The 24,529-nt window shown below is 62.7% G+C and carries 20 protein-coding genes; 2 read left to right on the forward strand and 18 right to left on the reverse strand.

The window, feature by feature from the left end; translation table 11 throughout:
• Window positions 1-250: 250 nt before the first annotated feature.
• From VIZ63_RS08795 to VIZ63_RS08805, 3 genes are all read right to left on the reverse strand, one after another.
• Window positions 251-1,027, reverse strand: a complete 777-nt coding sequence (locus VIZ63_RS08795) for an SDR family oxidoreductase (protein WP_331609191.1) — start codon at window positions 1,025-1,027, stop codon at window positions 251-253.
• A gap of 217 nt (window positions 1,028-1,244) precedes the next feature.
• A complete protein-coding gene (locus tag VIZ63_RS08800) occupies window positions 1,245-2,603 on the reverse strand; it encodes an MATE family efflux transporter (protein ID WP_331609192.1) in 1,359 nt (452 codons plus the stop codon).
• A 318-nt stretch (window positions 2,604-2,921) separates the two neighbouring features.
• On the reverse strand, window positions 2,922-3,653 hold the full coding sequence (locus VIZ63_RS08805; protein WP_331609193.1) for a DUF481 domain-containing protein: 732 nt from the start codon (window positions 3,651-3,653) through the stop codon (window positions 2,922-2,924).
• A gap of 219 nt (window positions 3,654-3,872) precedes the next feature.
• Between VIZ63_RS08805 and VIZ63_RS08810 the strand changes: the two genes are divergently transcribed.
• A complete protein-coding gene (locus VIZ63_RS08810) occupies window positions 3,873-5,393 on the forward strand; it encodes a glucan biosynthesis protein G (protein ID WP_331609194.1) in 1,521 nt (506 codons plus the stop codon).
• On the forward strand, window positions 5,378-7,522 hold the full coding sequence (gene mdoH / locus VIZ63_RS08815) for a glucans biosynthesis glucosyltransferase MdoH (RefSeq protein ID WP_331609195.1): 2,145 nt from the start codon (window positions 5,378-5,380) through the stop codon (window positions 7,520-7,522). Before VIZ63_RS08810 ends, mdoH begins: the two co-directional genes overlap by 16 nt.
• Before the next feature lie 97 nt (window positions 7,523-7,619).
• Here mdoH and VIZ63_RS08820 read toward each other — a convergent pair whose 3' ends face one another.
• The 15 genes from VIZ63_RS08820 to VIZ63_RS08890 form a co-directional block, all read right to left on the reverse strand.
• The gene (locus VIZ63_RS08820) at window positions 7,620-8,747 is read right to left on the reverse strand and encodes an outer membrane beta-barrel protein (RefSeq protein ID WP_331609196.1); all 1,128 of its coding nucleotides are present in this window, start codon (window positions 8,745-8,747) and stop codon (window positions 7,620-7,622) included.
• An 85-nt stretch (window positions 8,748-8,832) separates the two neighbouring features.
• Complete coding sequence (locus tag VIZ63_RS08825) at window positions 8,833-9,957, reverse strand: glycosyltransferase family 4 protein (protein ID WP_331609197.1); 1,125 nt, start codon at window positions 9,955-9,957, stop codon at window positions 8,833-8,835.
• A complete protein-coding gene (locus tag VIZ63_RS08830; RefSeq protein ID WP_331609198.1) occupies window positions 9,954-11,210 on the reverse strand; it encodes a glycosyltransferase family 4 protein in 1,257 nt (418 codons plus the stop codon). The genes VIZ63_RS08825 and VIZ63_RS08830 overlap by 4 nt, the downstream gene beginning before the upstream one ends.
• Complete coding sequence (locus tag VIZ63_RS08835; protein WP_331609199.1) at window positions 11,207-11,962, reverse strand: class I SAM-dependent methyltransferase; 756 nt, start codon at window positions 11,960-11,962, stop codon at window positions 11,207-11,209. The genes VIZ63_RS08830 and VIZ63_RS08835 overlap by 4 nt, the downstream gene beginning before the upstream one ends.
• A gap of 4 nt (window positions 11,963-11,966) precedes the next feature.
• The gene (locus VIZ63_RS08840) at window positions 11,967-13,241 is read right to left on the reverse strand and encodes a glycosyltransferase (RefSeq protein ID WP_331609200.1); all 1,275 of its coding nucleotides are present in this window, start codon (window positions 13,239-13,241) and stop codon (window positions 11,967-11,969) included.
• 4 nt (window positions 13,242-13,245) lie between these two features.
• A complete protein-coding gene (locus VIZ63_RS08845; protein WP_331609201.1) occupies window positions 13,246-14,376 on the reverse strand; it encodes an acyltransferase in 1,131 nt (376 codons plus the stop codon).
• Window positions 14,373-15,386, reverse strand: a complete 1,014-nt coding sequence (locus VIZ63_RS08850; RefSeq protein WP_331609202.1) for a glycoside hydrolase family 26 protein — start codon at window positions 15,384-15,386, stop codon at window positions 14,373-14,375. Before VIZ63_RS08850 ends, VIZ63_RS08845 begins: the two co-directional genes overlap by 4 nt.
• A complete protein-coding gene (locus tag VIZ63_RS08855) occupies window positions 15,383-16,540 on the reverse strand; it encodes a glycosyltransferase (protein WP_331609203.1) in 1,158 nt (385 codons plus the stop codon). Before VIZ63_RS08855 ends, VIZ63_RS08850 begins: the two co-directional genes overlap by 4 nt.
• The gene (opgC, locus tag VIZ63_RS08860) at window positions 16,537-17,757 is read right to left on the reverse strand and encodes an OpgC domain-containing protein (RefSeq protein WP_331609204.1); all 1,221 of its coding nucleotides are present in this window, start codon (window positions 17,755-17,757) and stop codon (window positions 16,537-16,539) included. The genes VIZ63_RS08855 and opgC overlap by 4 nt, the downstream gene beginning before the upstream one ends.
• The gene (locus tag VIZ63_RS08865) at window positions 17,747-19,021 is read right to left on the reverse strand and encodes a hypothetical protein (RefSeq protein ID WP_331609205.1); all 1,275 of its coding nucleotides are present in this window, start codon (window positions 19,019-19,021) and stop codon (window positions 17,747-17,749) included. The genes opgC and VIZ63_RS08865 overlap by 11 nt, the downstream gene beginning before the upstream one ends.
• A 73-nt stretch (window positions 19,022-19,094) precedes the next feature.
• Complete coding sequence (epsG, locus tag VIZ63_RS08870; RefSeq protein ID WP_331609206.1) at window positions 19,095-19,955, reverse strand: chain length determinant protein tyrosine kinase EpsG; 861 nt, start codon at window positions 19,953-19,955, stop codon at window positions 19,095-19,097.
• A gap of 47 nt (window positions 19,956-20,002) precedes the next feature.
• Entirely contained in the window at window positions 20,003-21,421 is a 1,419-nt protein-coding gene (locus tag VIZ63_RS08875) for a hypothetical protein (protein WP_331609207.1), read from the reverse strand.
• 9 nt (window positions 21,422-21,430) lie between these two features.
• Window positions 21,431-22,255 carry a polysaccharide biosynthesis/export family protein gene (locus VIZ63_RS08880; protein WP_331609208.1) on the reverse strand — a complete coding sequence of 275 codons (825 nt, stop codon included), beginning with the start codon at window positions 22,253-22,255 and terminating at the stop codon, window positions 21,431-21,433.
• Window positions 22,245-23,705 (reverse strand): undecaprenyl-phosphate glucose phosphotransferase, encoded by a 1,461-nt coding sequence (locus VIZ63_RS08885; RefSeq protein ID WP_331609209.1) that lies wholly within the window; start codon window positions 23,703-23,705, stop codon window positions 22,245-22,247. Before VIZ63_RS08885 ends, VIZ63_RS08880 begins: the two co-directional genes overlap by 11 nt.
• A 19-nt stretch (window positions 23,706-23,724) precedes the next feature.
• Window positions 23,725-24,102, reverse strand: coding sequence for a hypothetical protein (locus VIZ63_RS08890; protein ID WP_331609210.1), 378 nt, complete (start codon window positions 24,100-24,102; stop codon window positions 23,725-23,727).
• Window positions 24,103-24,529: the final 427 nt, after the last annotated feature.

The following is a 24,529-nucleotide window of genomic DNA, read 5'->3' on the forward strand; positions in this document are numbered from 1 at the left end:
GCGATCCCTCACGGGGACTTCCGCGCTGAGTATTCTCCGAACATCTGAATTCCTCGCGTGTCCGGCTGAGACCGGAGGGAACCCCACGGGGAAGCCCAATGGCACTAACTCGAGAAGCTGGAGCAGAGTTCACACGGAGAACACGGAGGCTCAGAACGGAAAAAGAAGAACTTCTCCCTGCGTGATCTCCGTGATCTCCGTGATCTCCGTGTGAAATCTTGCGTGCTTTGCTGCTGCTTCGCCCAGCACCTCAGCCCCGCGCGATATTGACCCCGCCGTCGACCACCAGCGTCGCTCCGACCACATAGTCGCCGGCCCGCGAAGCGAGATAGATGGCCGCACCCGCCATGTCCTCATCCGTTCCGATCCGGCGAGCGGGAATGCGACCGGCCACATATTCACTCTGATCGCGCGCGGTTGTGTTCATGTCCGTCGCGAAGGCGCCGGGGGAAATGGCGGACACGACGATGTGGTCGTCGATCAGTCGTAGCGCCATGCGGCGCGTCAGGTGAATGAGCCCCGCTTTACTGGCCGCATACGAGTACGTCTCCTGCGCATTGACCGACATGCCGTCGATCGAAGCGATATTGATCACCTTGGCTGGACGCTGCACCGACGCAGCGGCACGCAAGGCCGGCGCCAGGGATTGAGTCAGGAAAAACGGCGTCTTGAGATTGAGATCCATCACCTTGTCCCAGCCCTTCTCGGGAAAGGCATCGAACTCGGCCAGCCACGCGGCGCCTGCATTGTTCACCAGGATATCGAGCGTCGATTCGTGCCGCGCGTATGCCTGCACCAGTGCCTGGATGCCTTCCGGCGTCGAGGCATCGCCGGGCAGGGCGATACAAGCACCGCCGCCTGCCGAAAGTTCTTTCGCTGTCTGTTCGCAGGCGGCAGCCTTGCGCGAGGAGATGTACACGCGGGCGCCCTGATCGATGAATCCCTTCGCGATCATGCGACCGATGCCGCGCGATCCACCCGTGACGAGCGCGGTGCGTCCGCGCAATGAGAAAAGATCCGTCGACATACATCCCTCCTTCTGACGTTCGTGACCCATGCACAATGCCACTTACCTGGGATTCTCGAATTTCAGGAGAAGGATTTCCACGGGGAGCACGGTGTGACACGGGGCAAGAGAAGGCTCAAGAATACGATTCTTCCACCCCGCGTATCCCCGTGTTCCCCCGTGTTCCCCCGTGTTCCCCGTGGAAATCTTCGAACCTTCTAAGTAAGTGCCATTGGATCTATGCAGCGAGTGGCTCAGCCTGCGGCGGCAGCCGCCGTCGGAATTGAATCTGCAACAGGATCCAGCTCATCACCGACTGGAGAATCACCGTGGTCAGCGACAGATACCAGAGGTGCTCGATCCGGAACCACGGCTGGCGTGACATCCAGATCGCCGGCAGGACGAAGGTGAGCACACGCGAACCGGTACTGAGCAAGGCCGGACGGGTATCACCGAGCCCCTGAAACATGCTCGAGCAGGTGAAGATCACGCCCTGCGACACGAAGTACCACGACGTGATGGTCAGGAAGGTCGCGGCGATGGTCCGCACTTCGGGATCTTCGGTGAATCCCTGCACCAGCAGCGCCGGACTCCAGTGAATCAGTACCGTCAGCGTGATCATGATGGCCGTGCTGATCAGGATGGTCTTGCGAAACGTCTCGCGCACGCGCTCCGGCCGGCGGGCGCCGAAGTTCTGCCCGGCGATAGGCCCTGCAGCGAAGGCGACTGCCATTGCAGGCAGGAAGATCGATTGCATGACCCGCGAACCGATGCCGAATCCCGCCTGCGCGGCCGCACCGAAATCGCTGATGCACCAGTAGATGACGCCCATGAACAGGAACAGGAGCAGGAACTCGCCGCCAGTGGGCAACCCGATTGCCAGCACGCGCTTCCATGCATCCATGCGCGGCCGCCATTGCTCGGGCTGGAAGCCAACGTATTTTTCCAGCCGCACGAAATAGAGGCTGAGCAGAACCACGGCGCCGAAGATCGCAATCGTGCTCGCGAGCCCCGCGCCCGCAACGCCCATTGGATAACCCGTGCCCCAGCCGACGATGAGTATTGGCGCCAGGATGATGTTCAGAACCACGGTGATGACCTGCGCAATCATCGTGGGCTTCACGATGCCAGTGCCGCGCAACGCCGAACTCATGGCGACCATCGCGAACTGCATGGCCATGCCCGGCAGGAACCAGTACAGGTAGGTCGTGCCCGCCGCCACGGTGGCCTCGTCCGCAGCAACTGTAGTGATGTAAGGACGTGTCAACGCGTAGCCGCCGATCAACGTGATGAGAGCGCACAGTGCCGACAGCACGATCGACTGATTGAAAAAGAGATTCGCCTCGGCCTGATCCTTGCGGCCGACCGCGTGCGAAATCAGAGTCACCGTGCCGACGCCCAGCACCTGGGTGAGTCCGATGACGATGAACATGATGTTACCGGCAGCGCCGACGCCGGCAATCGCTGCATCGCCCAGGCGTGCAACGAAGTAGAGATCCACCAGGTAGTAGAGCGTCTGGAAGATCATGCCGAAGGCGATCGGCAATGCCATGGCGACGATGTGTCGGGAAATCGGCCCTTGCGTCAGGTCTTTCACTCATCACCGCCGAATTGCAGGCACGGGAAATCCGCTGTCACCACGATGGCTGGCACAGCAGGTCGGTCGAGCAGGATTGCAGGGCCCGGCCCCGCTCACGCATGACAGCACCTGCCCCGCCCCGCAGTCAATGTCGCGGATGCGGTGGCCGGAAGATGGATTCCGTCGAGCGCGGGAACGACGAGGCAACAACAACCGTTGTCATTTTTGCGAAGGCGGGGACCCATCTGAAGAGATCGATCCCCGCCTACGCCGGTGGATTCCCGTTGGTCACGGGGATGACGACACGTTGTCAGCGCCCTGGCGCTGACCGTGTCGTCACTTGATCTCGTAGACCAGGTTCACGGTGGTGAGCGTGTCGGTCTTCTTGAAGCCTGCGGGCGGATCGGAGTTGTGGCGCACGGAGTAGCCGACGGCGAGCGCCAGTATCTCGGTCATCTTCACCTGCAGCGCCAGGTCATTCTGATAGAACGTGTTGTCCGCGCCAGCTTCGACGATGAACTTGTCGATCACCGAGGTGCTCTCGGTAAGCTGGTGTTCGAAGTCGAGCGTGCCGCGAAACACGATGTCATCTTCGCGTGCGCCTTCCTCGATCAGCACGCCGGCGTCATCGAAGGCATCACGGGTTTCAAAGACCTTGTAACCGACACCGGCCGTGCCGATGAACTGGGTACGTTCGGTGTCGATGAACTTGCGGCCCAGACCGGTCGACAGGGTTGCCTGGTAGTCGAAGCCGCTGAAGCGGTCGTCTTCATACCGTGCTGCGCCGAACCAGAATGTCTTGGGACTGAAGTTGTAGTCGGACTGCGTGAGCGCCTCCCAGCGTTGCGCCGTCGTGCCGATATCGTCGGACGCATACAGCGCGTTCAGACCAAAAGCGTTCTTCCATTTGTCCTTTTCGTGGGCCATGGCGACTTTGACGTTGGCGGTCTCCGTCTCGGTATTGCCGCTGGAAATCACCAGACCAGCCTCCCCCGTGCCCGTCCATTCCGCATAGGCAGGTGTCACCGCCCCCAACGCCAGAACCGGCAGCAGCAGTTTCAGATGCATGAATCCTCCTCACTCTCATCGTCTTCGACAGAAACCAAAGCTTCACTTACATAACGGCACCATTGCAGCGGACGCTGCGTGGATGCTACGCCGCAGCGGCAGCAATGCCGCCACTGATCGCGCAACCATTATCCGGTAACATGCGTTCGTCTGTTGATTCCAGATATTCATAGCCGAGCCAACCGCCGGAACTCCCGGTATCCGTCAAGCCAAGAGAACATGTACCGGGCCGCTACTGCACTTGTGATCGTTGCTGCGCTGAGTTTCGCCGTCGTCGCCGCGACGCGACAGGAGCCCGTCGACAAAGTAGTCGACAGCTATCCGTTCGCGCGCGACACGGTGATACAGCTCGCAAAACGCCGGGCCGGCGAGTCGCATTCACCCGGCCGCATCGACGCCACTTCGCCGCTGCGCCAGATCAGCTACGACCAGTACCGCGACATCCGCAATAACCCGGATGCGGCGATCTGGCGCAATGATCAGGTGCCCGTGCGCCTGGAATTGCTGCCCGCGGGTTTTCTTTTTCAGACGCCTGTGAAGGTGTCGATCGTCGAAGGCGGTGTGGCCCGCGACCTGCGCCCCGGGCCCGACACCTACCTGCTGGGACCGTCCGTGCAAAAAGCGCTCGCGGGCCTGACCCTGCCGTTGTCCGGATTCCGCCTGCGTGGCCACATCAATTCGCGCTCAGTCTGGGATGAATTCCTCGTGTTCCAGGGCGCCTCCTACTTCCGCGCCATCAGCAAGAATAATGTCTACGGTTTGTCGGCGCGCGGACTGGCGCTGAAGACTGCGAGCGCAACGGGTGAGGAATTCCCTCAATTCACCCATTTCTGGATCGAGCGTCCTTCGGCCAACGCCGCGGGCGTGGTGGTGCACGCGTTGCTCGAGAGCGCATCGGTCACCGGTGCCTACCGGTTCGCCATCGTGCCGGGCACCGAAACCATCATGGATGTGAACGTGACCCTGTTCCCGCGAGTGGCCCTCGACAGTGTTGGCATCGCGCCGCTGACGTCCATGTTCTTTTTCGACGAACTCACCCGGTCGCGCGTCGATGACTTCCGCGACGAGGTGCACGACTCGGACGGCCTGCAGATCGTCACCGACACGGGCGAGCAGTTGTGGCGGCCGCTCGCCAATCCGACGCAATTGCAAGTGTCCAGCTTCACGGCAACTGCGCCGCGTGGATTCGGCCTGGTGCAGCGCTCGCGACGCTACACGGATTACCAGGACCTCGAAGCCAGCTACGAACGGCGGCCGAGCGCCTGGATCGAGCCGATCGGCGCCTGGGGCCCCGGTGCGGTGACGCTGATCGAAATTCCGACCGATTCCGAAACCAATGACAACATCATTGCGTACTGGCGGCCACGCGATGTCATTCCTGCCGGCAAGCCATGGCAGATCTCCTACAGGCTGCGCTGGAATGATCGTCCGCGCATCATGCCTGCACTGAGCCGCGCCTCGGTGAGCCGCTCCGGACCGAGCCCGGATGGCAAGCGTCGTCTGTTCGCCATCGATTTCATCGGCGGCGTCAGCAGCATCCAGGATCTGAAGCTGGAAGCCGGCACCTCGGCGGGTAAGATCAGCAACGTGAACCTGCAACCCAATCCTTCCACTCGCGGAGTACGCGCCACGTTCGAACTGGCGCCCGGCGATGCCACCATTGCCGAGTTGCGCGTGCGCCTGCTTCGCGGCAATCGCCCCGCTTCCGAGACCTGGTTGTATCGATGGACGGGCACCTGACACCGCCATCACAACCGAGCGGTGGCACTGCGAAGTTCCTGTCCCCGTCCGGCGCGATGCCAGTCGAAGCACCGTTGGAAATGCCGGTGCAGGACCGCCATCGCGCACCCCCTTCGCATCCGCTGGAGACCAGCCCTGTCACCTGGCTGGCGCGACTGATCGCCGCCGCCGCGACACTCGGCATCTTCGGCTATGGCCTGCTCGAGATGCTCGCCATCGTCGGCTTCGGCAACATGACGAGCCTGCAGGCGGCGATGATCGTGTTCTTCGCCATCACCTTGCTGTGGATCGCCTTCTCCGCAGGCTCCGCCCTGTGTGGATTGCTGACGCCGCGCGCGCGCTTCGCGACGGTTCCCGCCGACGGCAGCCGCACGGCGCTGGTCATGCCGGTCTATAACGAGGATCCGCTGCGCACCACAGCGGCGCTGCAGGCAATGGCCGAAGCACTCGGCGCTGTCGACGCCGCAAAACATTTCGAGATCGTCATCGTCTCGGACTCCACGAACGCGGATGCCTGGATCGCCGAGACACTGGCGGCCGAGCGCCTGCGCAGCGCTCTCGCGACGATCATGCCGGTGCGCTATCGCCGTCGCTGGCACAACATCGGTCGCAAGGTCGGCAATATCGAAGACTTCGTGAAGCGCTGGGGCGGGCATTACGACTACATGATCGTGCTCGACGCCGACAGTCTCATGAGCCCCGACACGTTGCTGGCGCTGGTCGAACGCATGCACGCCGATCCGCAGCTCGGCATTCTGCAAACGGTTCCCGCACTCATCGGCCAGGTGAGTTTTTTCGCGCGTCTGCAGCAGTTCGCCAGCCGTCTGTACGGTGGCGTCATCGCGCGCGGCATGGCGAGCTGGTCCGGCAACGAAGGCAATTACTGGGGTCACAACGCGATCATCCGCGTGCGCGCCTTCGCCGAGGCCTGTGGGCTGCCGCAGCTTCCGGGCCGCAAGCCGTTCGGTGGTTTCGTGCTGTCGCACGATTTCATCGAAGCCGCCTACATTCGCCGCGCCGGCTGGAAAGTGCAGATGGCTGCGGATCTGCAAGGCTCCTGGGAAGAAGGCCCGCCCTCGCTCACGGACATCGCGGTTCGCGATCGACGCTGGGCACAGGGCAATCTGCAGCATCTGAAACTGATCGGCACCCGCGGCCTCAAGTGGACGAATCGCCTGCACCTCGGCGTCGGCATCATGAGCTACCTCGCCTCGCCGCTGTGGCTGATGCTGATCCTGATCGGCTTCGCACTGACCCTGCAGGCCACGCTGATCCGCCCCGAATATTTCAGCAAGACATTCCAGTTGTTCCCCGACTGGCCGGTGTTCGACGCCCGCCGCATGATGATGCTGTTCCTGTTCAGCATGCTGGTGCTGCTGACGCCGAAGATGATCGGCCTGTTGCGCGGCTGGCTGTTCCCGAGCATCCGGCGCAAGTGCGGTGGTTTTCTCGGCGTGCCGATCAGCGCTGTCGTCGAACTGATGCTGTCCGCTCTCTACGCCCCCGTCATGATGCTGATCCAGACCGAACACGTCTTCAGCATCCTCACCGGCCGCGATTCGGAATGGATCGCGCAGCGTCGCCAGGCCGAGGTCATGTCGTGGCGCGAATCGACGCACTATCACTGGAAGCACACCATCATCGGCATCGTGCTGGGCGTCATCGCCTACCTGCTGTCCCCGACTCTGCTGGCCTGGCTGTCGCCCACCGTCGCGGGGCTGGTGCTGGCGATCCCGCTGTCGAAGGCCAGCGGCAGCGTCCGGCTCGGTCAGTGGTTCTCACGCGTGGGCCTGTTCCGCATTCCGGAGGAGCACGAAACCCCATGGATCCTGCGTCGCCGCGATGAAATCATGCACGCGGCCGAGCCGTTACCGGCTGAAGGCCTGCGCTATCTCGCACGTCATCCCGTCGAGCGCGCCGCGCATATCACCAACAACCTTGCACGCCCGCATGAAACGCGCGGTCATCCGAACGCCCATCGACTGACGGCTGCGGCAAAAGTGATGCAGGCGCAAAGCCTGCGTGAGGCACTGGGCTGGCTGAGCGCGCCCGAACGCATCGAAGTGGCTGCCGATCGCGAACTGCTGGAGCAGCTGGGGCAGTTGCCGCAGGTCGAAGCAGTCGGATAAGCGGGGCGAGTTGATAGTTGAAAGTGGAAAGTGGATAGCTGAAAGAGCTGGTTGTCTCTCCTTCTGAACTATCAATTGTCAACTATCCACTATCAACTCAGAACATCAGCCGGATCTGCGCACTCGATTGATTCTGCCCATAGCTGCGGAATTCGCGGTTCGAATCGCGATCATTCCAGCGATACGCAAGGCCGAGACTGATGAAGTCGCGGGGTGTCCATTCGATGCCGGCCTGGACGTATTGCACCGTGTCCTCACGACCGGTGTCGATCGGGGGCAGGAACAGCGTGTTGCCCACGTAGTCCTGTTTTTCGTACGAGAACTTGGCCGAGAGCTCGATCATGGTGGTCGGCTTCCAGACCGGCGCGATGCTCACGCCCTCACCGACGAAGTAGTCGGACTCCGCATCCACGTACGCACGCAGCTTGTGCCAGGCCTCGAGTTCGAACGACAGCTTCGTGCGTGGCTCCCAGTACATGCCGACGGTCCAGACTTCGCCTGAATAGTCGGTCGACGCGGGGTTGTCGTAGTCGCGATCGAGATAGCCGAGGCTGGCGGTGAACGTCGTCTTCACCGACAGCACGTAGCGTCCGCGCAGGGTGGGAATGGTTTCCTCGTAGCCCCGCGGGGCGCCGGCGAGCGCCTCGGCCTCGGGGAATTCCGCGTTGGTCATCAGGTATTCGGCAGCGAGACTCGAACCGGCCGGCGTGGTGTATTCCACTCCGCCGCGCCCGGTGGTGCTTTCGAAGTTCTCGGTCTGTCGCAATCGGGCGCTGTGATCCGTATCTGCGGCAGCAGCACCGGCAAAGATACGCCAGCGCGATAACATCCCATAACGCAGCTCACCACCGTACGTGGCCGCCTCGACCACGTCCTGTTCGAAGAAACGATAGTTCTCGAGATTGGCCTGCGAACGATCGTACTTGGCGAACAGCCTGCCGGACCAGTCGCTCGCGACCTGCCAGTCCCACAGAACGTCGGCACTGCCACCGGTGTAATCGAGATCGTCATTGTTCCTGTAACGCACGTCGTCGATGCGCACGTCCGCATGGAACACCTGACGCGACGCGTCGAGCCGCACCCGCAAACCGGCGGAAGCACGATTGATCTGATCTTCGACACTGCGCGGTGGCCCAAGGAGCGGATCGAACACCGCTTCGCGCCCGTCGGGCAACCGGAACAGATTGTCGTCGTACGTATAACGATCGGATAGGATGAATTTCACGGGCTGGGACGCCGTTGGCGCCTCGGCCGCGGCCGCCACACCGCACACGCACATCACGGGCAGGCACGCCACGCGGCGCGTGAACTTACGTCTTCGAATACTGTTTGCGGTTTTCTTCATAGGAGGCTCCTTCGCCTCGTGCGTGCACGACGGTTCCATCGGACGCCGTCGCGCCGTCGCGGTACAGCTCCAACGTCCGGTCAGCGGTTGAGTTCCAGTCGAACGCCGACAGATCGACCTCGGAATCAGACGGGAGTGATTCCGCTGCACACACTTCCTGCAGATGCTCCGTGGTGAGCGGCCCGTCGTAGAGACGCAGCCACTGCGAGCCGACAAGCTCCTGGATTTCCGGCAATGCACCAAGGCGTGGAGCGAGCACGACGCGGTTGAAAGACAGTCCCAGCAGCACGCTGCCCGAATTCAGAATGCTGTCGAACGGCAGCACTATGGCGTCCGCTGCGCCAAAGTAGGTGGGCACCTCCGCGTCCGCCACGAACTGCGGGCGCAGAGTGATGCGCTCGTCGCCGTCGCAGAGCGACGACAGCTCATCGGCAGTGATGCCGTGGCCCGGTAGTCCGGCAATGACCAGGTGCACCGCCTGCTCTGGCATCCGGCGAAACATCTCGATCAGTCGCGGCACGTTCTTGTAGCGGCGCACGTTGCCGAAGAACAGCAATGTCACCGGGTCCGGCTGCAATCCGAGCTGTCTGCGCGCGTCGGCTCGCGACGGTGCGACCGGATACTCATGGCGATAGTGGCCATGCGGCACTACTGCGGTCGGCTTTCTCACCAGCACCGGATAGCGCTGACGTGCGGATTCCAGTCCATGATGTGTCAACGCAATGACGTGCGTGCAGGCGCGCGGAAACCAGCGCGGGAACAGCCATCGCGACAGCGGATGACATTGATCGTGCGCGCTGAGGTTATGCACCATCCACACGATGCGCGTGCCACGCAGTCGCAGCAGGCCGATCAACGCGGAAAATCGCAGGTGCTTGACGAGCGAGCCCCACCAGCTGGCGCTGACGAGATGGGAATCGGGCCAATGCACGTGCAGTACGTCATAGCGACGACGCAGTGCGCGACCGTAGGAGAAATCATCGACCGTCACGCCAGCGCATTCCAGGCAGGTGGCGAAACGCCGGACGAACGGATTGCCCGGGTCCTGCTTCGGGAACATCAGCACGCGCAAGGCGACGGGTGCATTCACAATGTGGATGACGCACGCGGCGCCTGTGGACAGCCGGCCTCGACAGGCGGAGCCGCTTGCGTGCGAATGGCCGTCTCCCAGACTTTCAGATAATCGCCGAATACCCGATCGACACTGAAGTCCGCACTGCGTGCGACACAGGCGCTGAAGAAATCCGCACCGCGCCAGCCCGCATCGAGCTGCTGCTGCAGCAGACCCGCAAGGTAGCTGCTGTCGGCGGGTGGATAGATGAAACCCGTCCGGCCTTCATCGACGATCTCCGGCATGCCGCCGACATTGGCGACGATGGACGGCACACCGTGCGCATACGCTTCGTAGATGACGCGGCCCAGCGGCTCTTCCCAGACCGAAGGCACGACCAGCAGATCGATGCGTTCGAGAAATTCAGCGGGCCGTACGAATCCCAGAAACTCAACGTTCGACTGCGGATAAGCGCGACGCAGTCCGTCGACGTAAGCCTCATCGCCCGTACCACCCAGCAACACGGTCACCTTCGAGGGCGGCAACCGCTTGACGGCATCGAGAAGCACTTCGATGCCCTTGGTGTTCTCCATGCGGCCGAGATAGCCGACGACGATCGGGCTGCCCGACGGCTTGTTGCTGCGCGGGGTCGGCACCACGCACGCGTTGTTGGCGCCGTGAATGATGACCTTGTGCCGCACCTCGCTGAAGAGACCGGTGTCCTCCAGGCGCGTGAGCATGCGACGGCTCAGGCTGATGACGGCGGCAGGCAGATTGGAATACATGCGGCGCGGCGTCGCATAAACGCGGCACATACCGCACTGACGTGCGCAGTTCCGCGTACCGGACACCATCGTGCATTTCGGACAGCCGAGGTAGTAGTCATGCAGCATCTGCACCAGCGGAATGTCCAGTCGCCGTACCGTGCGCCACAGCGACACGGAGAAGCCCTGCAGATTGCCGGTCTGCACGACGTCCGGACGTTCCTGCTGCAGGATCCGGCGCACACGACGCGCCATGACCGGATTGTAGGCATCGATGAAGTGCCACGACATGCGTTCGAGCCGGCTGCGCCCGGCCTCGGATTGTTTCCAGAACAGATTTGCGAGCGGCACGTAGTACGTCCGCACGCCATTGACCTCGCCCTGTCGCGCGACGCCATCGGGCGCGAGACTGATCACCACCGCTTCGTGTCCGTGCGCTACCAGGCTCTCTGCCAGTATCCGTACGGTGCGCTCTGCGCCACCCTTTTCATTGGGCGCATAGAGCGTCGATACGAACAGTACCTTCATGCACGCAGCTCGATGTAGCAGTACCACGCGAAGCGTCGCAATCCAGGCACGCGACACAGCGCGCGATCGATTGCCCACACCGCGCGTGTCAGCAGTCGATCGGATTTGACATTCGAGGTGACCAGGCCGAGCAGCGGCGACACCAGGCCGAAGTACACGACCTTCGACGACGCGAAGCCACGCGCCATCTGCCGCAGATCACGCGCCAGCAGCGGGTGTTCGTCCGGCGTGCGCATCTCGGGCGTCTTGTTACGCACCCAGTTGAGCACCGGGTTGTGGCCGAGCGGCTCGGCGAAGATCGCGGTTCCGCCCTTGCGCAGCACGCGATGCAGCTCCTGCATGGATTTCTCGATGTCGAGATGATGGACGATGCCAGCGCCGATGACCACATCGACGCTATCGTCGGCGAGACGCATGTCCTCGGCGTTGTCCACGGAAAACTTCACGTTCTGCAGCGCACGCTGACCTGCAATATGTTGTGCCTGGGCGATTGCCACGTCGGAAATATCGATACCGATGACCTGCTTCGCCACCTGAGCCAGGTCGAACGCCATGATTTCGGCGCCGCAGCCATACTCGAGCACGCAGCGCCCATGGCTGGCCTCGGTGACACGCTGACGGAATCCCTCGAAGCCGTAGGCGATGGCATCGTAGAAACGTCGGGTACGGGATTCCCGCGACGCGTTGTTTTCGACAAAGCGCTGGTTGTGGAAATCGCGCTCGCGCTCGATTCGTTGTGCTGCGTCCATCATGGCCTCATTTAATAGTAGTGGAGGCACTGAGACGCTTCAGTGCCTGGGCGGAAACATCATCCGCGCTGGCTCGCTGCTGGCGGTGACTCTGGGTAATGGCGCGGTGCAGCTGTGCGCCACGATCCTGCCAGCGGAACAGGGAACGCGCCAGCTCGAACGCCCGTTCCTGGCGGCTGTTCAGCACCTCGAACTGGTCGATGTCGGCAACGATGTCCGCGGTGAGCGCGTCCAGATTGTCGCGCAGCAACATTTGCTCTCTCAGCGCGGCCGGCAGTCCTGCCGCTGCGCCGGCCAGGGTGGCGATCGGCACGCGCGTGAACAGATAGTCGAGAAACTTCAGTTTGAAACCACCACCGATCACCTCGGGAACGATAGCCATGCGCACCCGTGCCAGATAGTCGGCGGGATCGTCGACGAATCCATGGAACGTCGTGGCACGCGCAGTCGCTGCCAGTTCTGCACGCAGCTTGTCCGGCACACCGCCGATGACATCGAGCTGGATATCGTTCTGCGCAAACACGGCGTCGGCGGCCGTGACGAAGCGCCGCAGATTCTCCTGCTTCATCACCCAATGGAAGGAGCCGACGATTGCCACGCGGCGCGGCGTCGCCGCATCGATGCGGCGCGGCGCGGCCACCGTACCGGAATAACCCGGCGTCAGCGTAATGGCATGCGGGGCGTCGCGGCCGACCGTGAGCGCCGCGCGATCCTCGTCGGTAATCGTCGTCAACAGGTCGACATTGCGCACGACGCGCCTTTCCAGAGCGCGAACCTTGATCGAGTTCTGCCAGACCACCAGCCGCCGCGGCAACGAACCACTGGATTCGGCAGCCAGATCGCGCCACACCGCGCCTTCATGGTTGTGCGAGACATGCACCAGCACCGGCGGCGGTTGTGTACTGAAGCGCTGCGCAAGACAGCGGTCGAGCGCCCAGCCCGCGGCGTAGGTATCGAGCACGATGGCGTCCCAGGGTTCGCGCAACTGTTCTTCGAGCAGCCGGCGATATCCCGGGCTCGCATCGACCGCAGCGCCATTCGGCAGGCGCGAAAACAGGGCAAGCCATTCGCTGCGGCGTTCGCCCGGCACCGGCACCCACTCGACGTGTCGTGCCTCCTCCGGCAGCGCATCGGTTGTGCCGAAGCCGAGGAACCGGACGCTGGCGCCCGCCGCGGCGAGCGACTCGGCCAGCTTGGCCGAATACACCTTGGCGCCGGCATCGGCGGGATACGGCATGTAACGTGCGATCCAGAGGATTCGCAGCCCGTGCGCACTTTTCATCGACTCAGGTTGCACGTACGGGTCCTCCGAGTTCAGCGCGCCGACGAAACCAGTCGCGCATCGCTGCCGCGAACCGCACTTCGAACAGACGCCACGAAATCCACGAGACCGGCAGCGCCACGAGCAGCGAGCTGATGGCGAATACCGCCAGCCCCACGCCGCTGCCGACCTCCGGCACTACATAGGCCTGCACGATGCGCTTGAACAGCGCCATGACCAGCGTGTGCCACAGATAGAAGCTGTAGCTGATGTTGCCGAGAAACTGGAAGACGCTCCCGCACAGGAATTGCGTCTGCCGGCTCGCATTCAGAGTGACGCTGGCGAACAGATGCAGCGAGGCGACGAATGCGAGCAGCAGCGCAACGATCCTGCCGTCGAGAATGAAATCGAAGATGGTGTCGTTCAGATGGGCCAGGAATGCGCCGGTCGCCGCCCAGGCCAGCAGAAAGACGAACAAGCTGAGCACCGGAAATTTCAGCCATTGCATGCGCTGCGCGAACCAGTCGCGGTAGTAGAAGACGATGATGCCGGTGAGAAAGAACAGCGCGCGCGGAAACAGCATGATGAAGAGCGCGCCGAGTGTGAACCACACGGCCATCAGGGCATAACGCGGCTGGCTGCGGCGGTACAGCAGCAGACCCACGGCGGCAGTGATGTAGAACACCCACTCGTAGCTCAGGCTCCACGAGACCTGATGGATCATCGGGAAGCGTACGATCGGCGGCAGCAGGAACAGATTACCGAGAAAGAGTGCCGCCGCGCTGCCGGCGCTGCGATCCTCGAGCGGTGGAATCTGCCACAGCACGCACATGGCAGTGACAGCGCACAGCGCCGGCACCCACGCGGAGAAGATCCGGCTCACGCGGTCCTGGAGGAACGCCGCGATGCTGCGATGACGCAGCAGGCTTCCCAGGATCACGAAGCCGCTGATCATGAAGAACATCTCGACGCCGTAAGTCAGCGAATGCCACAACGCGCCCAGCAGGTCCGCACCCGGCGAACCCGACGGCCACAGGATGATGCCGGCGCTGCCGACGTGGAACACGAACACTAGCACCGCGCACAGGCCGCGATAGCCGTTCAGCGCGGCATTGAAATCCTTCTTTTTTTCCGTGGGCGCGTGCACGTGAATCACGCGTTTTTCGCGCTCGCAGCTGATGCACCGTGCGCCGCGCTGCCGCCGAAGTGACGCAGGTACGCCGCACTGGCTTCAGGCTGACGCCCGCCCGCGAGCCGGGTGTCGAAGTCCTTGGCCCAGTACTCCCAGTAGTTGTGATAGGCGACCGGGTTATCGCTGATCCACGCCGCCATGCGATCGATGAAATACGGATCGTCCGCCGGGCCGCCCCACTTCTTGTGAACGCCCGTGCCCCACTCCGGCATCGAAATAGGCTTGCCGTGTGCGTGCGCGAAATCCCGCTGCCACTTGAGCCCATGCTGCATCTCCATGCGCGCAGCCCAGCGGCCTTCGGGCGAATTGTCCTTGCCGATGGGCATGTTGTAGAAATCCAGTCCGACGATGTCGACGTAGTCGTCGCCCGGATACGCTTTGTCCGCCACGAAGCCGCTGGCGGCGGCAGCGGGACACCAGTCGTACTGGAACGACGCACCGGGCGTCTTGCGCATCGTTTCCACGATGCGTCGCCAGTAAGCGATCCAGGACTGCGGATCCTTGCTGGCATCCCAGGTATACCAGTTCGCGTTGAATTCCCAGCCGATGCGGATGACTGATTCGCCAAAACCCCATTTCACCAGCTGTGTGGCGTAGCGGCTGAAGAGGTCGTCGAATTTGCCTGCGGCTCCGTCCGACAGCTTCGCGGAATGATCCGGCGGCAGCATCGGCAGCGAGTACACGACGGTCTTCTGACCCGCCGTGTTCCAGCACTTGATACCCCAGGTTCCTGCCGCTTTCAGCACGTCCCAGGACACGAACTCCAGTGTCTGATCCACATCGCGCTGCAGCCAGCGCTGGTACTCCGGCAAGCGCTCGGTGCCGGTGCACCCGGCGCCGAGGTATACGCCCAGCCGCGCGGGCGAGGCTGAGCCGAGCAGCTGCGGCGCCCGCGGTTCGGATGCGACAAGATTACGTAGCGCGGGCAGGCTTCCCGCCGCTACCAGGGATGCGATCAGTGTGCGTCGTTTCATTTGGCACCTCCTCGGATGGAATTTGCTGGCGTCCATGTTTGAAAGCGTTCGCCACGCAGCGAACGCAGGACCCCGAGGCCAGCACCTGACAGCGCAAGCAGAAGATCCATGATCTGGACGAACGGTTTGATCGACCAGAAATGCCCCAGGCAACCGCCTACGACGGCAGCCGCGACCAGTGCGAGCGCGAGCAGCGGATATCCCGCCGCGACCAGCGCCGCCAGGAACGCCAGCGCGGCAATCGCGAGAAAGAAGATGCTCAGCCAGCGCAGCAGCTTGTGGGACACATACTTGTACCGTGTCAGCCAGTCGGTGCGACGCAGACGCGGCCACAACAGCCGGTGCACATTGAACGCCTGACAGGCGATGCGCACCTTGCGACTGAATTCCTCGGAACTCTTGGCGACGGATTCCTCGTAGGCCCGCGCATCCCGCGCCTGGATCACCCGATGCCCGTCGATCAGCGTCATCAGCGATACGTACATGTCGTCGATGATGTGGTCCGGCGGCACGTGCCGCAGTTCGCGACGGATGGCGAAAATCGATCCGTCGGCGCCCATCATCGAGCCCGTCTGCGATTCGAGGCGCTTCAACGCCTCTTCGAAGCGCCAGTACAACGAGCCCGACGCCGCAGTGACCGAGGCACCGCTGTTGACGTAGTTGAGATTGCCGCAGACGCAGCCGATGCGCGGATCCATGAAATGACGGCGCAGATCGTCCAGGCAGTCGAGATCGAGCATGACGTTGGCGTCGGTGAACACCAGCACATCGGCATCGGCGCGCGATGAGAGCAGGTTCATCCCGTAGGTCTTGCCGTGACGCTCTTCGCTGACGTGCAGGGAAATCCGATCGGCATACGGCCTGAGGATCTCGGCGGTACGGTCGCTCGAGGCATCGACATAGACGAGGATCTGCAATTCCGGTTCGCGCTCGCGCAGGCTCAGCAGATTCTGCATCTTCTGCCCGATCACGCGCTCTTCGTTGTAAGCACACATGCAGATCGCGAAGCTGACCGGTCGGGGCGCAGCGGCCGCGCTCTTCGAACGGCCCACGCCCAGTGCGCGCAACAGCAGCAACGACATCGGATACGTGGTGAACGGATGCAGCGCCAGCAGCAGAAACACAGCACCGATGATCACGAGCGTCAGTGTCATACGGGTCTCCTGACCATCGCCGCGTCGACATCGGACCGCGGTTTGCCTTCTCTGGGGAAGCGACGCGGCCCGCGCCATGGCTTCGCGTTGATCCAGTCCATGATCGGTGCGAACAGGCACAGTCCCACCACGATGACCACGCCGGCGGCAAGCATCGATAATGGATCGAATGCCTGGCTGCGCGAGAGAATCGCGGACATCACGTAGACCAGGATGGTGCTCATGCAGAAGCACTCCAGCGAGCGCCGGCCTACGTTGCTCACGGCACGCATCACGAGCGATGCCTGCGCTGCGGCACTGCGCGGCACGATCTCCATGACGAAAACCACCGATATCAGGAAGTGGAGCAGCTGCAGCACGCCGAGATTGGGCTTGTCGTAGCCCGGCACGTCGAGCTGCCCGACGAACGGCAGCGACCAGCCGCTGCGATCGAGTGCCTTGACGACAAGCGCCAGCAGCAGCAGCGAGCCGCTCACGATCACCAGTAACTCGCGCGAGAACCGTGCGCGTAGCTGCCGGAAAATCCCATGCATGCCGCCCAGGAGGCCCAGGACGAAGACGAACTGCCAGCCCAGGGGATTGAGATCCCCGGTACCGCTCAGCAGCGGTGCAAATTCATGCCTGGCATTCACCTGCACGGCCAACCAGAGCACAAAGGAAATTGCGACCACCAGCCACGCGCTGCGCCGGGCCAGCAGGATCACTACCGGCACCAGCAGCAACAGGACGATGTAGAGACTCAGGATCTCGAAATACAGCGGCTCGAAGCGCAGTCCCAGGAATGCTGCAATCCCCTCCGCCGCTTCGGGTCCCATGAGCACACTCAGGCGTGAGGCTTCATTGACTGCCGCGCTGGCGAGCAGTGGCGTACGCAGCAACAGCAGTACGGCGCACAGCGTCAACAGGTTCACCACGTAGATGTACCAGGAGCGTTGCGCCGCGCGCGCCCACGCCATGCCCACCCCATGCGTCTGCAGGGTCTTCAGGTAGACGATGCCTGCGAGGTAGCCGGAAAAGAACACGAAGAATTCCGCGGCGCCCGACCAGCCGATGCGAATCCAGGTGAGGAAGGGGTTGATGAACTCGTCGCCCGCCAGTTTCTGGCAGAGGAACTCGAGATGATCGAGGCCGATCATCAGGATGCCGGCGCCGCGGACGAAGTCGATGGCCGGATCGCGCGGCGGCGACGCTGTGGCGCGGGGTTGCTCAACGCCCATGAGCCACCTCCTCGCCACCCGCGCGCTGCCGCGGACGTGCCTGCGTCAGTCCCGGCAACGCCGGCCATAGCAGCAGGGACGTCGCCACGCCGGTCACTGAGGGCGAATACGCGCCGTTCATGAAGTACGCAACCAGCACACCAACGCGCAGTGCCAGCGGTGCCCGTGAGCTCAGGAAGCAGTAGAACAGAAAGACGAAGTACAGCACCCCGCCGACGACCCCGAACTCGAAGAAGATCTTGGCGTGCGCCATTTCGCCGGCGCGATAACTCTCGGCAGCGGAAAAGAACGTTCCGGCGCCGTAACCGAACAGGGCGCGCGCCGGATCCGACCAGATCTTGTCCGCGAACAGGTTCATCCAGCCAACGAAACGGATGAACGCGCTCGATCCGCCGGAGCCAAATTCGCCGGCGCGACCCATGGTCACATTCAGATTGAGCGGCTCGACGAGCAATGCGAGCACGACCAGCAACACCAGACCCCGCAGGAGCAGGTCCCAGCGCTGATACAGGACGACCAGCAACGGCAAGGTGACGGCCAGGATCAGCAGTCCCGTGCCCGAGTAAGACACCACGATGCCAGCCACGTAAGCGATCATACGCAGCGTCCGGTTCTGATAGACGAGCTCAGCCGTGAGGCCGAGCGCGCATAGCTGGCAGAACACGGATGGCTCGAGCATGACGAAGCCCGTCGACTTGAAGATCTTCGCGCCGTAGTACAGCGGCGTGATGTTGTTGTAGCCGCGAGTGCGCATCGCCTCCGGTACATACGTCTCGATCGGGAATGCCAGCGCCTGACCGCCGATGAATTGCAGGCCAAACTGGACCACGCCTGCGACGGCAATGAACGCGCTGAGATTGCAGAAAAACCTGAGAGCATCTTCCTGCGTCACCGTCCCGGGTTTGGCACAGGGCACATACGCGAAACCCAGCGCGGCCATCATGGCAAACGACGGCAGCGAAAACCGTTCACCGCGCCAGATCTGGATCAGCGCCAGCACCGACAGCATCAGCAGGAACAACGCCAGACGCATCGGCACTGGCTGCAGTCGCCCGGTGGCGAGGCCCAGCATCACGACCAGGATCACCATGGGAAACAGCAGACCGATGCCCAGAACTGCCATGCCCGGCACGGTGAACTTGGCGAATAACGTCGCCATGACCAGCGGCGTGAACACGAGCAGCCGCGTCTGCCAGACCACCTGGGCAGACTGCATCCCGGCGCTCGGCGCCGCGACGAATTGCGCCCGAAGCGTTTGCGTCACCGCCATCACTGCTCGCTATGAACAGGATGAGCGGCCGACACGGTGGTGGTTACACATCCGCAGCCTCCTCATCCTATTCATTGACGATGGCGCCGAGCAGGGTCGCTCCGGACGGCTGCAGCCTTTCCTGAACCGCGTTCACGTCGTTCATACGGGTGCGATGTCGGCGGGTCACCAGCACATAACCGCCGGCGCGCGAAGCGATCATCTGCGCATCGGCGTATTCGAGAATCGGGGGCGCGTCGACGATCACCACGTCGTAGATCTCGCTGGCGAGCTCCAGCAGGTACTGCATTGCGCGGCTGCTCAGCAACTCGTGCGGATTCGGCGGGATCGGGCCCGCGCACAACACCGCAAGGCCATTGAGCTGCGCAATGGAGACGATGGACTTCTCGACGCTGGAGCGCCCGAGCAGCACATCGGCGAGACCGGTCTCCGCCGACATGCCGAACAACTGATGCTGCGCGGGATTGCGGAAGTTTGCATCGAGCAGCAGGGTGCGTTCGCCGAGCTGCGCGAAGCTCACGGCAAGATTTGCCGCCAGGGTGCTGCACCCGGTGCCCGTACGCGCAGCGCCAACCGCCAGCACCTTCCTGCCCTTGTCGAACCAGCGCAGCATGAGCTGGCTGCGGAGCATTCTGAAAGCCTCCGCGGCGGGACCAAACGGCTGATAGGCCGAGATGAGCATCGGGTGCAACCCGGATTCGCCGCGACGGATATAGGGATAGCTGAACTGCCGTGACAGTGCCTGCTGGATGTCCTCGGCCGTGACCAACCCCAGACTGCGGGCAGCTTCGCCGAAGCGCAGCCCACGCTTGCGCTGGTGCGCCAGCACACGCTTGATGTCGTGCTCGGTCAACCGCGCCGACTGCGCAAGCAACTCACCGATCGGCTGGTGCGACCGATTCGAGTCACCGACTGGGTTGATCGCCATAAGTGTGTTCCTTTGACCTCAGATGATGACCAACGTGGTCGCGGCGCTCAGGCCGATCCGCCTTCCAGCAAAGTCCCCTGTCCACGCACGAGCGGAATGCGTGCTGGCTTGAAGCTCGCCCGCAATCGCGGCACTTCGCCGAGCACCTCGATTCCGGCGACACGCACCAGTTCGTCGCCGTCGCGCACGCGCCGGTCGATCATCTCGAGCATCAACGCCAGCGCTGCGCCGAGCAGCCCGCCGAAGATCAGCGACAAGGCGGTGGTGGTCACGAACGCCATGCCGGCCGGCGATGACGGCGGGAGCGCGGTGTCGAGCACGGCCACGCTCGTTTCATTGAGCTGGCTTTCCAGACGCAACTGACTTGACCGCTGCAGCGCCGCGTCATAGGCAGCCTGCGCTGTCTGCACTTCCCTATCCTGCACGGAGAGTTCATCGCGTTGGCGGGAGAGCTCGAGAATGTGCTGCTTCTGCTGATCGTAGGCGCGCTGCAGATCGGAGAGCTCGCGCTGGGAGATCTGTGCCGTCTGTTCGATGGCGCCGCGCACGCGGGACACCTCGGCCCCGATCTTCTGGCGTATCGCCTCGATCTCGGCGCTCGTCGCGATGTATTGCGGATGATTGCGTCCGTAGCGTTCGCTGAGCTCGGCCAGACGCGTCTCGGCGCGGATCTGATCGCCCTTGAGCGCTTGCAGCAGGCCGTTGCCCATGACTTCAGGCACTTCGGACAGACGATCGGCGCTCATCGCCTGCACTGCCTGGCGCACGCGCGCGCCGGTCTCCTGCGACTTGCGCTGCGCATCGAGCAACTGACGGGACAGGTCCTCCAGTCGCCCGTTCTCGACGTCCATGCGCTCGCTGGTCGCGACGATGCCATGCTCCCGCTGATATTCGGACAGCTTCTGACGCCGGTCTTCGACGACACCACGCAAGCGGGTGAGCTGTTCGTCGAACCACACGCTCTGACGCTTGGCCGGGTCGAGGCGCAGGTTGAGACTCATCTGCATGTACGCTTCGGCAAATGCATTGGCCACGTCGGCGGCCAGCTTCGGGTCTTCATCCTCGACGCGGATGCGAACGACGCTGCTTTCCGCGACCGGCTTGGCCGTCAGCTTGCGCAGCAGTTCGTTGGCCCAGCCCTCGCGTGTGCGCATGGGCAGATCCGCAGCTTCAGCGGCAGCTTCGTCAGTGGGCAGCTTCAACATGTCGGTGACCTGCAGCGCGACCGCGCGGCTGGCGATGACATCCATCTGGGTGGCGAGAACAGCGGACGTCGACGGCATGTTCGGCGCTGCGCCCGTGAGCGGATCGGCGGCGCGCGCATTGATCACCACCGACGTCGTGGCCACGTAGAGCTTCGGCATGACCAGCCAGGCCAGCCAGGCGATCAGTACGACACCGATCACGGTGAAGATGAGGAACTGGCGTCGCGCCCAGAGAATCGTCAGCAGTTGTGTGAAACTCATGACCGCCTCTTAGAACAGACTTTCTTTGATGAAGAGGATGTCGTCGGGCTGCAGCAGGTCCGTGCCCTTGACCGAATGCTCCTTCTCCTTTCCGTCGGTCCCGCGGCGTTTGACGATCGCACGCCGCTCCGTGCCTCGCGCAGTCAGGCCGCCGCTGGCAGAAATGGCGCGCGAGACCGTCATGTTGCGTTCCAGTTTGTACTGCCCGGGCTTCTGCACCTGTCCGTAGACATAGAACTCGTCGGCCTTCGGCACGTAGATACGGTCGCCGCCGGACACGGTGAGGTTCTGGCTCGGGTCGCCATCGAACAATTTCCGGAGATCGATCTCGGCCTGCGTGCCGTCGACGCGAGTCAGGGTGGCGCGATCCGCCGCTGACAGGGCCTGGACGCCGCCCGCTTCGGCAAGCAGCCCGAGAACATTCGCGGCACCGCGTTGCGGATACTGGCCGGGCTTGGTGACGTGCCCCAGCACCGAAATCTTCTGGCTCAGGAATTCGGTGATGAGGACGGCGATCTGTGGCTGCCGCAGAAAGCCGCCATCGACATAGCGCGTCACGAGCAGCTTTTCGATCTCGCTCGTCGACAGGCCCGCCACTTCGACCGCACCGATCAATGGACAGGTGATGCCTCCTGTTTCCGCTACGCGCACTTCGGTCGACATATCCGGCGCGCCGTAGACGGTGATCTTCACCAGGTCGCCGGGGCCTACTTTGTAGTCGGCGTTGCCATTGGCAAATGCACCGCTTGCAAAGAGCGCCAGCAGCAGCCCTGCCCATAACGAGAATCCGCCAGATGCATTGCGTGCGCGATTGACGCCATTGTCAGTACGCATGTCGGTCATTCCAGAGAATGGAAGTCGTTTTCAGCATGATGATGAGATCGAGGCCCAGCGACCAATGCCGCAGGTACTCGAGGTCATAGGTGATGCGCATCGTCATCGAATGCAGATCGTCGCCGCCGCGATAGCCATTGACCTGCGCCCAACCCGTGATGCCCGGCTTGACCTTGTGGCGAACCATGTACCCGGGAATCTGTTTGCGATACTGCTCGTTGACGGCCACCGCATGTGGACGCGGCCCGACGATGCTCATATCGCCCGACAGCACATTGAACAGCTGCGGCAGTTCGTCCAGCGATGTCTTGCGGATGAACGCGCCGACCCGCGTGACGCGCGAATCGTTGCGGCCAACCTGCGTGTAGCTGGTGACGCCGTCTTCGACGACGCTCAGCGAGCGGAACTTGTAGACGATGATTTCCTTCCCATCGAGGCCGTAACGACGCTGCCGATAGATCACAGGACCGGGCGAGCTGAGCTTGACGGCGATCGCGACGGCCAGGAGCACCGGGGATATCAGCAGCAGCGCGGTGCCCGAAATGAGCACGTCGCTGACCCGTTTGGCGAGTCCGCGGACACCGTAGTGCGGAGATTCACAGACAGCTATGACAGGAATGCCATCGACCAGATCGAAGCGCGGCTGCACCAGTTCGAAAACTTTCAGATCGGGCACGAAGTAGATGGATGCAGTCGAATCGCGCAGGGAGCTGAGCAGTTCGAGGATGCGCGGCTGCGGCGACATCGGCAGCGTTATGTAGACGATGTCGATATTGTTGCGGGTCACATAGCCGGCGACGTCCTCCAGATCGCCGAGCATGCGATCGACGCATTCCGACGGCAGACGCGGCACGGAGCGATCCTCGAAGTAGCCGGCCACACTCATCTGCAGCGCCGGCCGCCCGGCCAGGTTCTGTTCGAGCTGCAGGCCGACGGCGCTGGCACCGATGATCACCGCGCGGCGCGTCGGCCGCGTGACGGAGCTGCGCAAGAGGTATTTCTGCGCCGCCAGCTCACCGATCCACAGCGCTATGGGAGTGACGATGGCCCACGACGTCAGCACAGGTCCGCTGAAATACATGCCGAGCGTCGAGAGCCGCAGCAGCAGGTACATGAACACCATCAGCATGCCCCAGCGCAGCGTGATGTCGAGTAGCGAACGCAGCGCCATGATGCTGGCCGGCGTGATCCGCAGCGGTACGACATCGAGCAGATCTGCCACACCAAGGAAAGCAATCACGGCCACCAGCAGGTACGGGCCGACCAACGGCTTGTCCCACCAGAACAGACAGGCGACCAGCGTCACGATCGGGATGATCGGATACAGCAGCGACTTGAGCGCGAAGACCGAGACCGGTTCGCTGGCACTGACATCGCCCGCCCGGTCGCGCCACGGGCGCGTGCCAATGTCCGGCATCGGCGGGCGTTCTGAATAGCCGGTGGAGCTCATGCGTCCCTACAGGAGAAAGTCAGAGACTGAATGGCTGCTGGCGTAGAAGCCGGTGCTTGCGGAAGAGCTGATAGGCGACGAGCATCGCGCCGACCATGATCAGCGCCAGCAGATCCTTGGTAGAACGAGCGGGACCCTGCCCAGCATCGAGCGTCGCAGCCCGCGCCTGCGGTGTAGGGGAAAGACCTGCAAATTGCCGTTCTTCCGCACGCGATGCGATGCCCATGGAGGCCTGAGGTGCAACCGTTCGAATTTGTACCGATCCAGCGTCAGCTATCGCAGCAACAGGGACGACGTGAGCCACGTGAGCCAATGGAGCGGACTGTGCATTGGCAGCCGACTGACTGATCAGCGCGATGAGTATCATCAGGCCGGTTTCAAACTTTCTTGTACGCATAGAGGCTCCGTATTGATTCACCCAACACCGCTCGACCCCAGGTCGCTGCGCGTGTGCAAGCCCCCTTCTGGTAATCCATCGCGTGTTCTGATTCTTCTCAAGCAAGTCTCGTTCCCATCGGGTGATGTGCGTCGCATGCAGGCGACCAAAACAGGAAAACACCCCCGTTTGTAGTTTTTGCACCGACATATCGCGCCCTTCCCATCCGCGCGGCGATCCGTCCAATCTAAAGAGCAAACCGCCCAATCTTCCATCTGCACCGACCGCACCACACTGCGCGCTTCACCGTGCATCGAATGACCGATGAAAGCGAACAGTCGCTTTCAAGTGACAGACGATGGATGGAAATGCGAGACACAGAACGATCGTGTCGCGCTCAAAAGCGACGACGCCGCGCATTTGTTCCAGGGTGAAAAAAATTCACGGG

This window comes from Povalibacter sp. (assembly GCF_036520495.1).
GTDB lineage: Bacteria > Pseudomonadota > Gammaproteobacteria > Steroidobacterales > Steroidobacteraceae > Steroidobacter.

Bases quoted from the DNA above. Each gene is read 5' to 3' on its own strand.
- VIZ63_RS08795 (WP_331609191.1), bottom strand. From the start codon at position 1,027: ATGTCGACGGATCTTTTCTCATTGCGCGGACGCACCGCGCTCGTCACG.
- VIZ63_RS08805 (WP_331609193.1), bottom strand. From the start codon at position 3,653: ATGCATCTGAAACTGCTGCTGCCGGTTCTGGCGTTGGGGGCGGTGACA.
- VIZ63_RS08810 (WP_331609194.1), top strand. From the start codon at position 3,873: ATGTACCGGGCCGCTACTGCACTTGTGATCGTTGCTGCGCTGAGTTTC.
- mdoH (WP_331609195.1), top strand. From the start codon at position 5,378: ATGGACGGGCACCTGACACCGCCATCACAACCGAGCGGTGGCACTGCG.
- VIZ63_RS08830 (WP_331609198.1), bottom strand. From the start codon at position 11,210: ATGAAGGTACTGTTCGTATCGACGCTCTATGCGCCCAATGAAAAGGGT.
- VIZ63_RS08835 (WP_331609199.1), bottom strand. From the start codon at position 11,962: ATGATGGACGCAGCACAACGAATCGAGCGCGAGCGCGATTTCCACAAC.
- VIZ63_RS08840 (WP_331609200.1), bottom strand. From the start codon at position 13,241: ATGAAAAGTGCGCACGGGCTGCGAATCCTCTGGATCGCACGTTACATG.
- VIZ63_RS08850 (WP_331609202.1), bottom strand. From the start codon at position 15,386: ATGAAACGACGCACACTGATCGCATCCCTGGTAGCGGCGGGAAGCCTG.
- VIZ63_RS08855 (WP_331609203.1), bottom strand. From the start codon at position 16,540: ATGACACTGACGCTCGTGATCATCGGTGCTGTGTTTCTGCTGCTGGCG.
- opgC (WP_331609204.1), bottom strand. From the start codon at position 17,757: ATGGGCGTTGAGCAACCCCGCGCCACAGCGTCGCCGCCGCGCGATCCG.
- epsG (WP_331609206.1), bottom strand. From the start codon at position 19,955: ATGGCGATCAACCCAGTCGGTGACTCGAATCGGTCGCACCAGCCGATC.
- VIZ63_RS08875 (WP_331609207.1), bottom strand. From the start codon at position 21,421: ATGAGTTTCACACAACTGCTGACGATTCTCTGGGCGCGACGCCAGTTC.
- VIZ63_RS08880 (WP_331609208.1), bottom strand. From the start codon at position 22,255: ATGCGTACTGACAATGGCGTCAATCGCGCACGCAATGCATCTGGCGGA.
- VIZ63_RS08885 (WP_331609209.1), bottom strand. From the start codon at position 23,705: ATGAGCTCCACCGGCTATTCAGAACGCCCGCCGATGCCGGACATTGGC.
- VIZ63_RS08890 (WP_331609210.1), bottom strand. From the start codon at position 24,102: ATGCGTACAAGAAAGTTTGAAACCGGCCTGATGATACTCATCGCGCTG.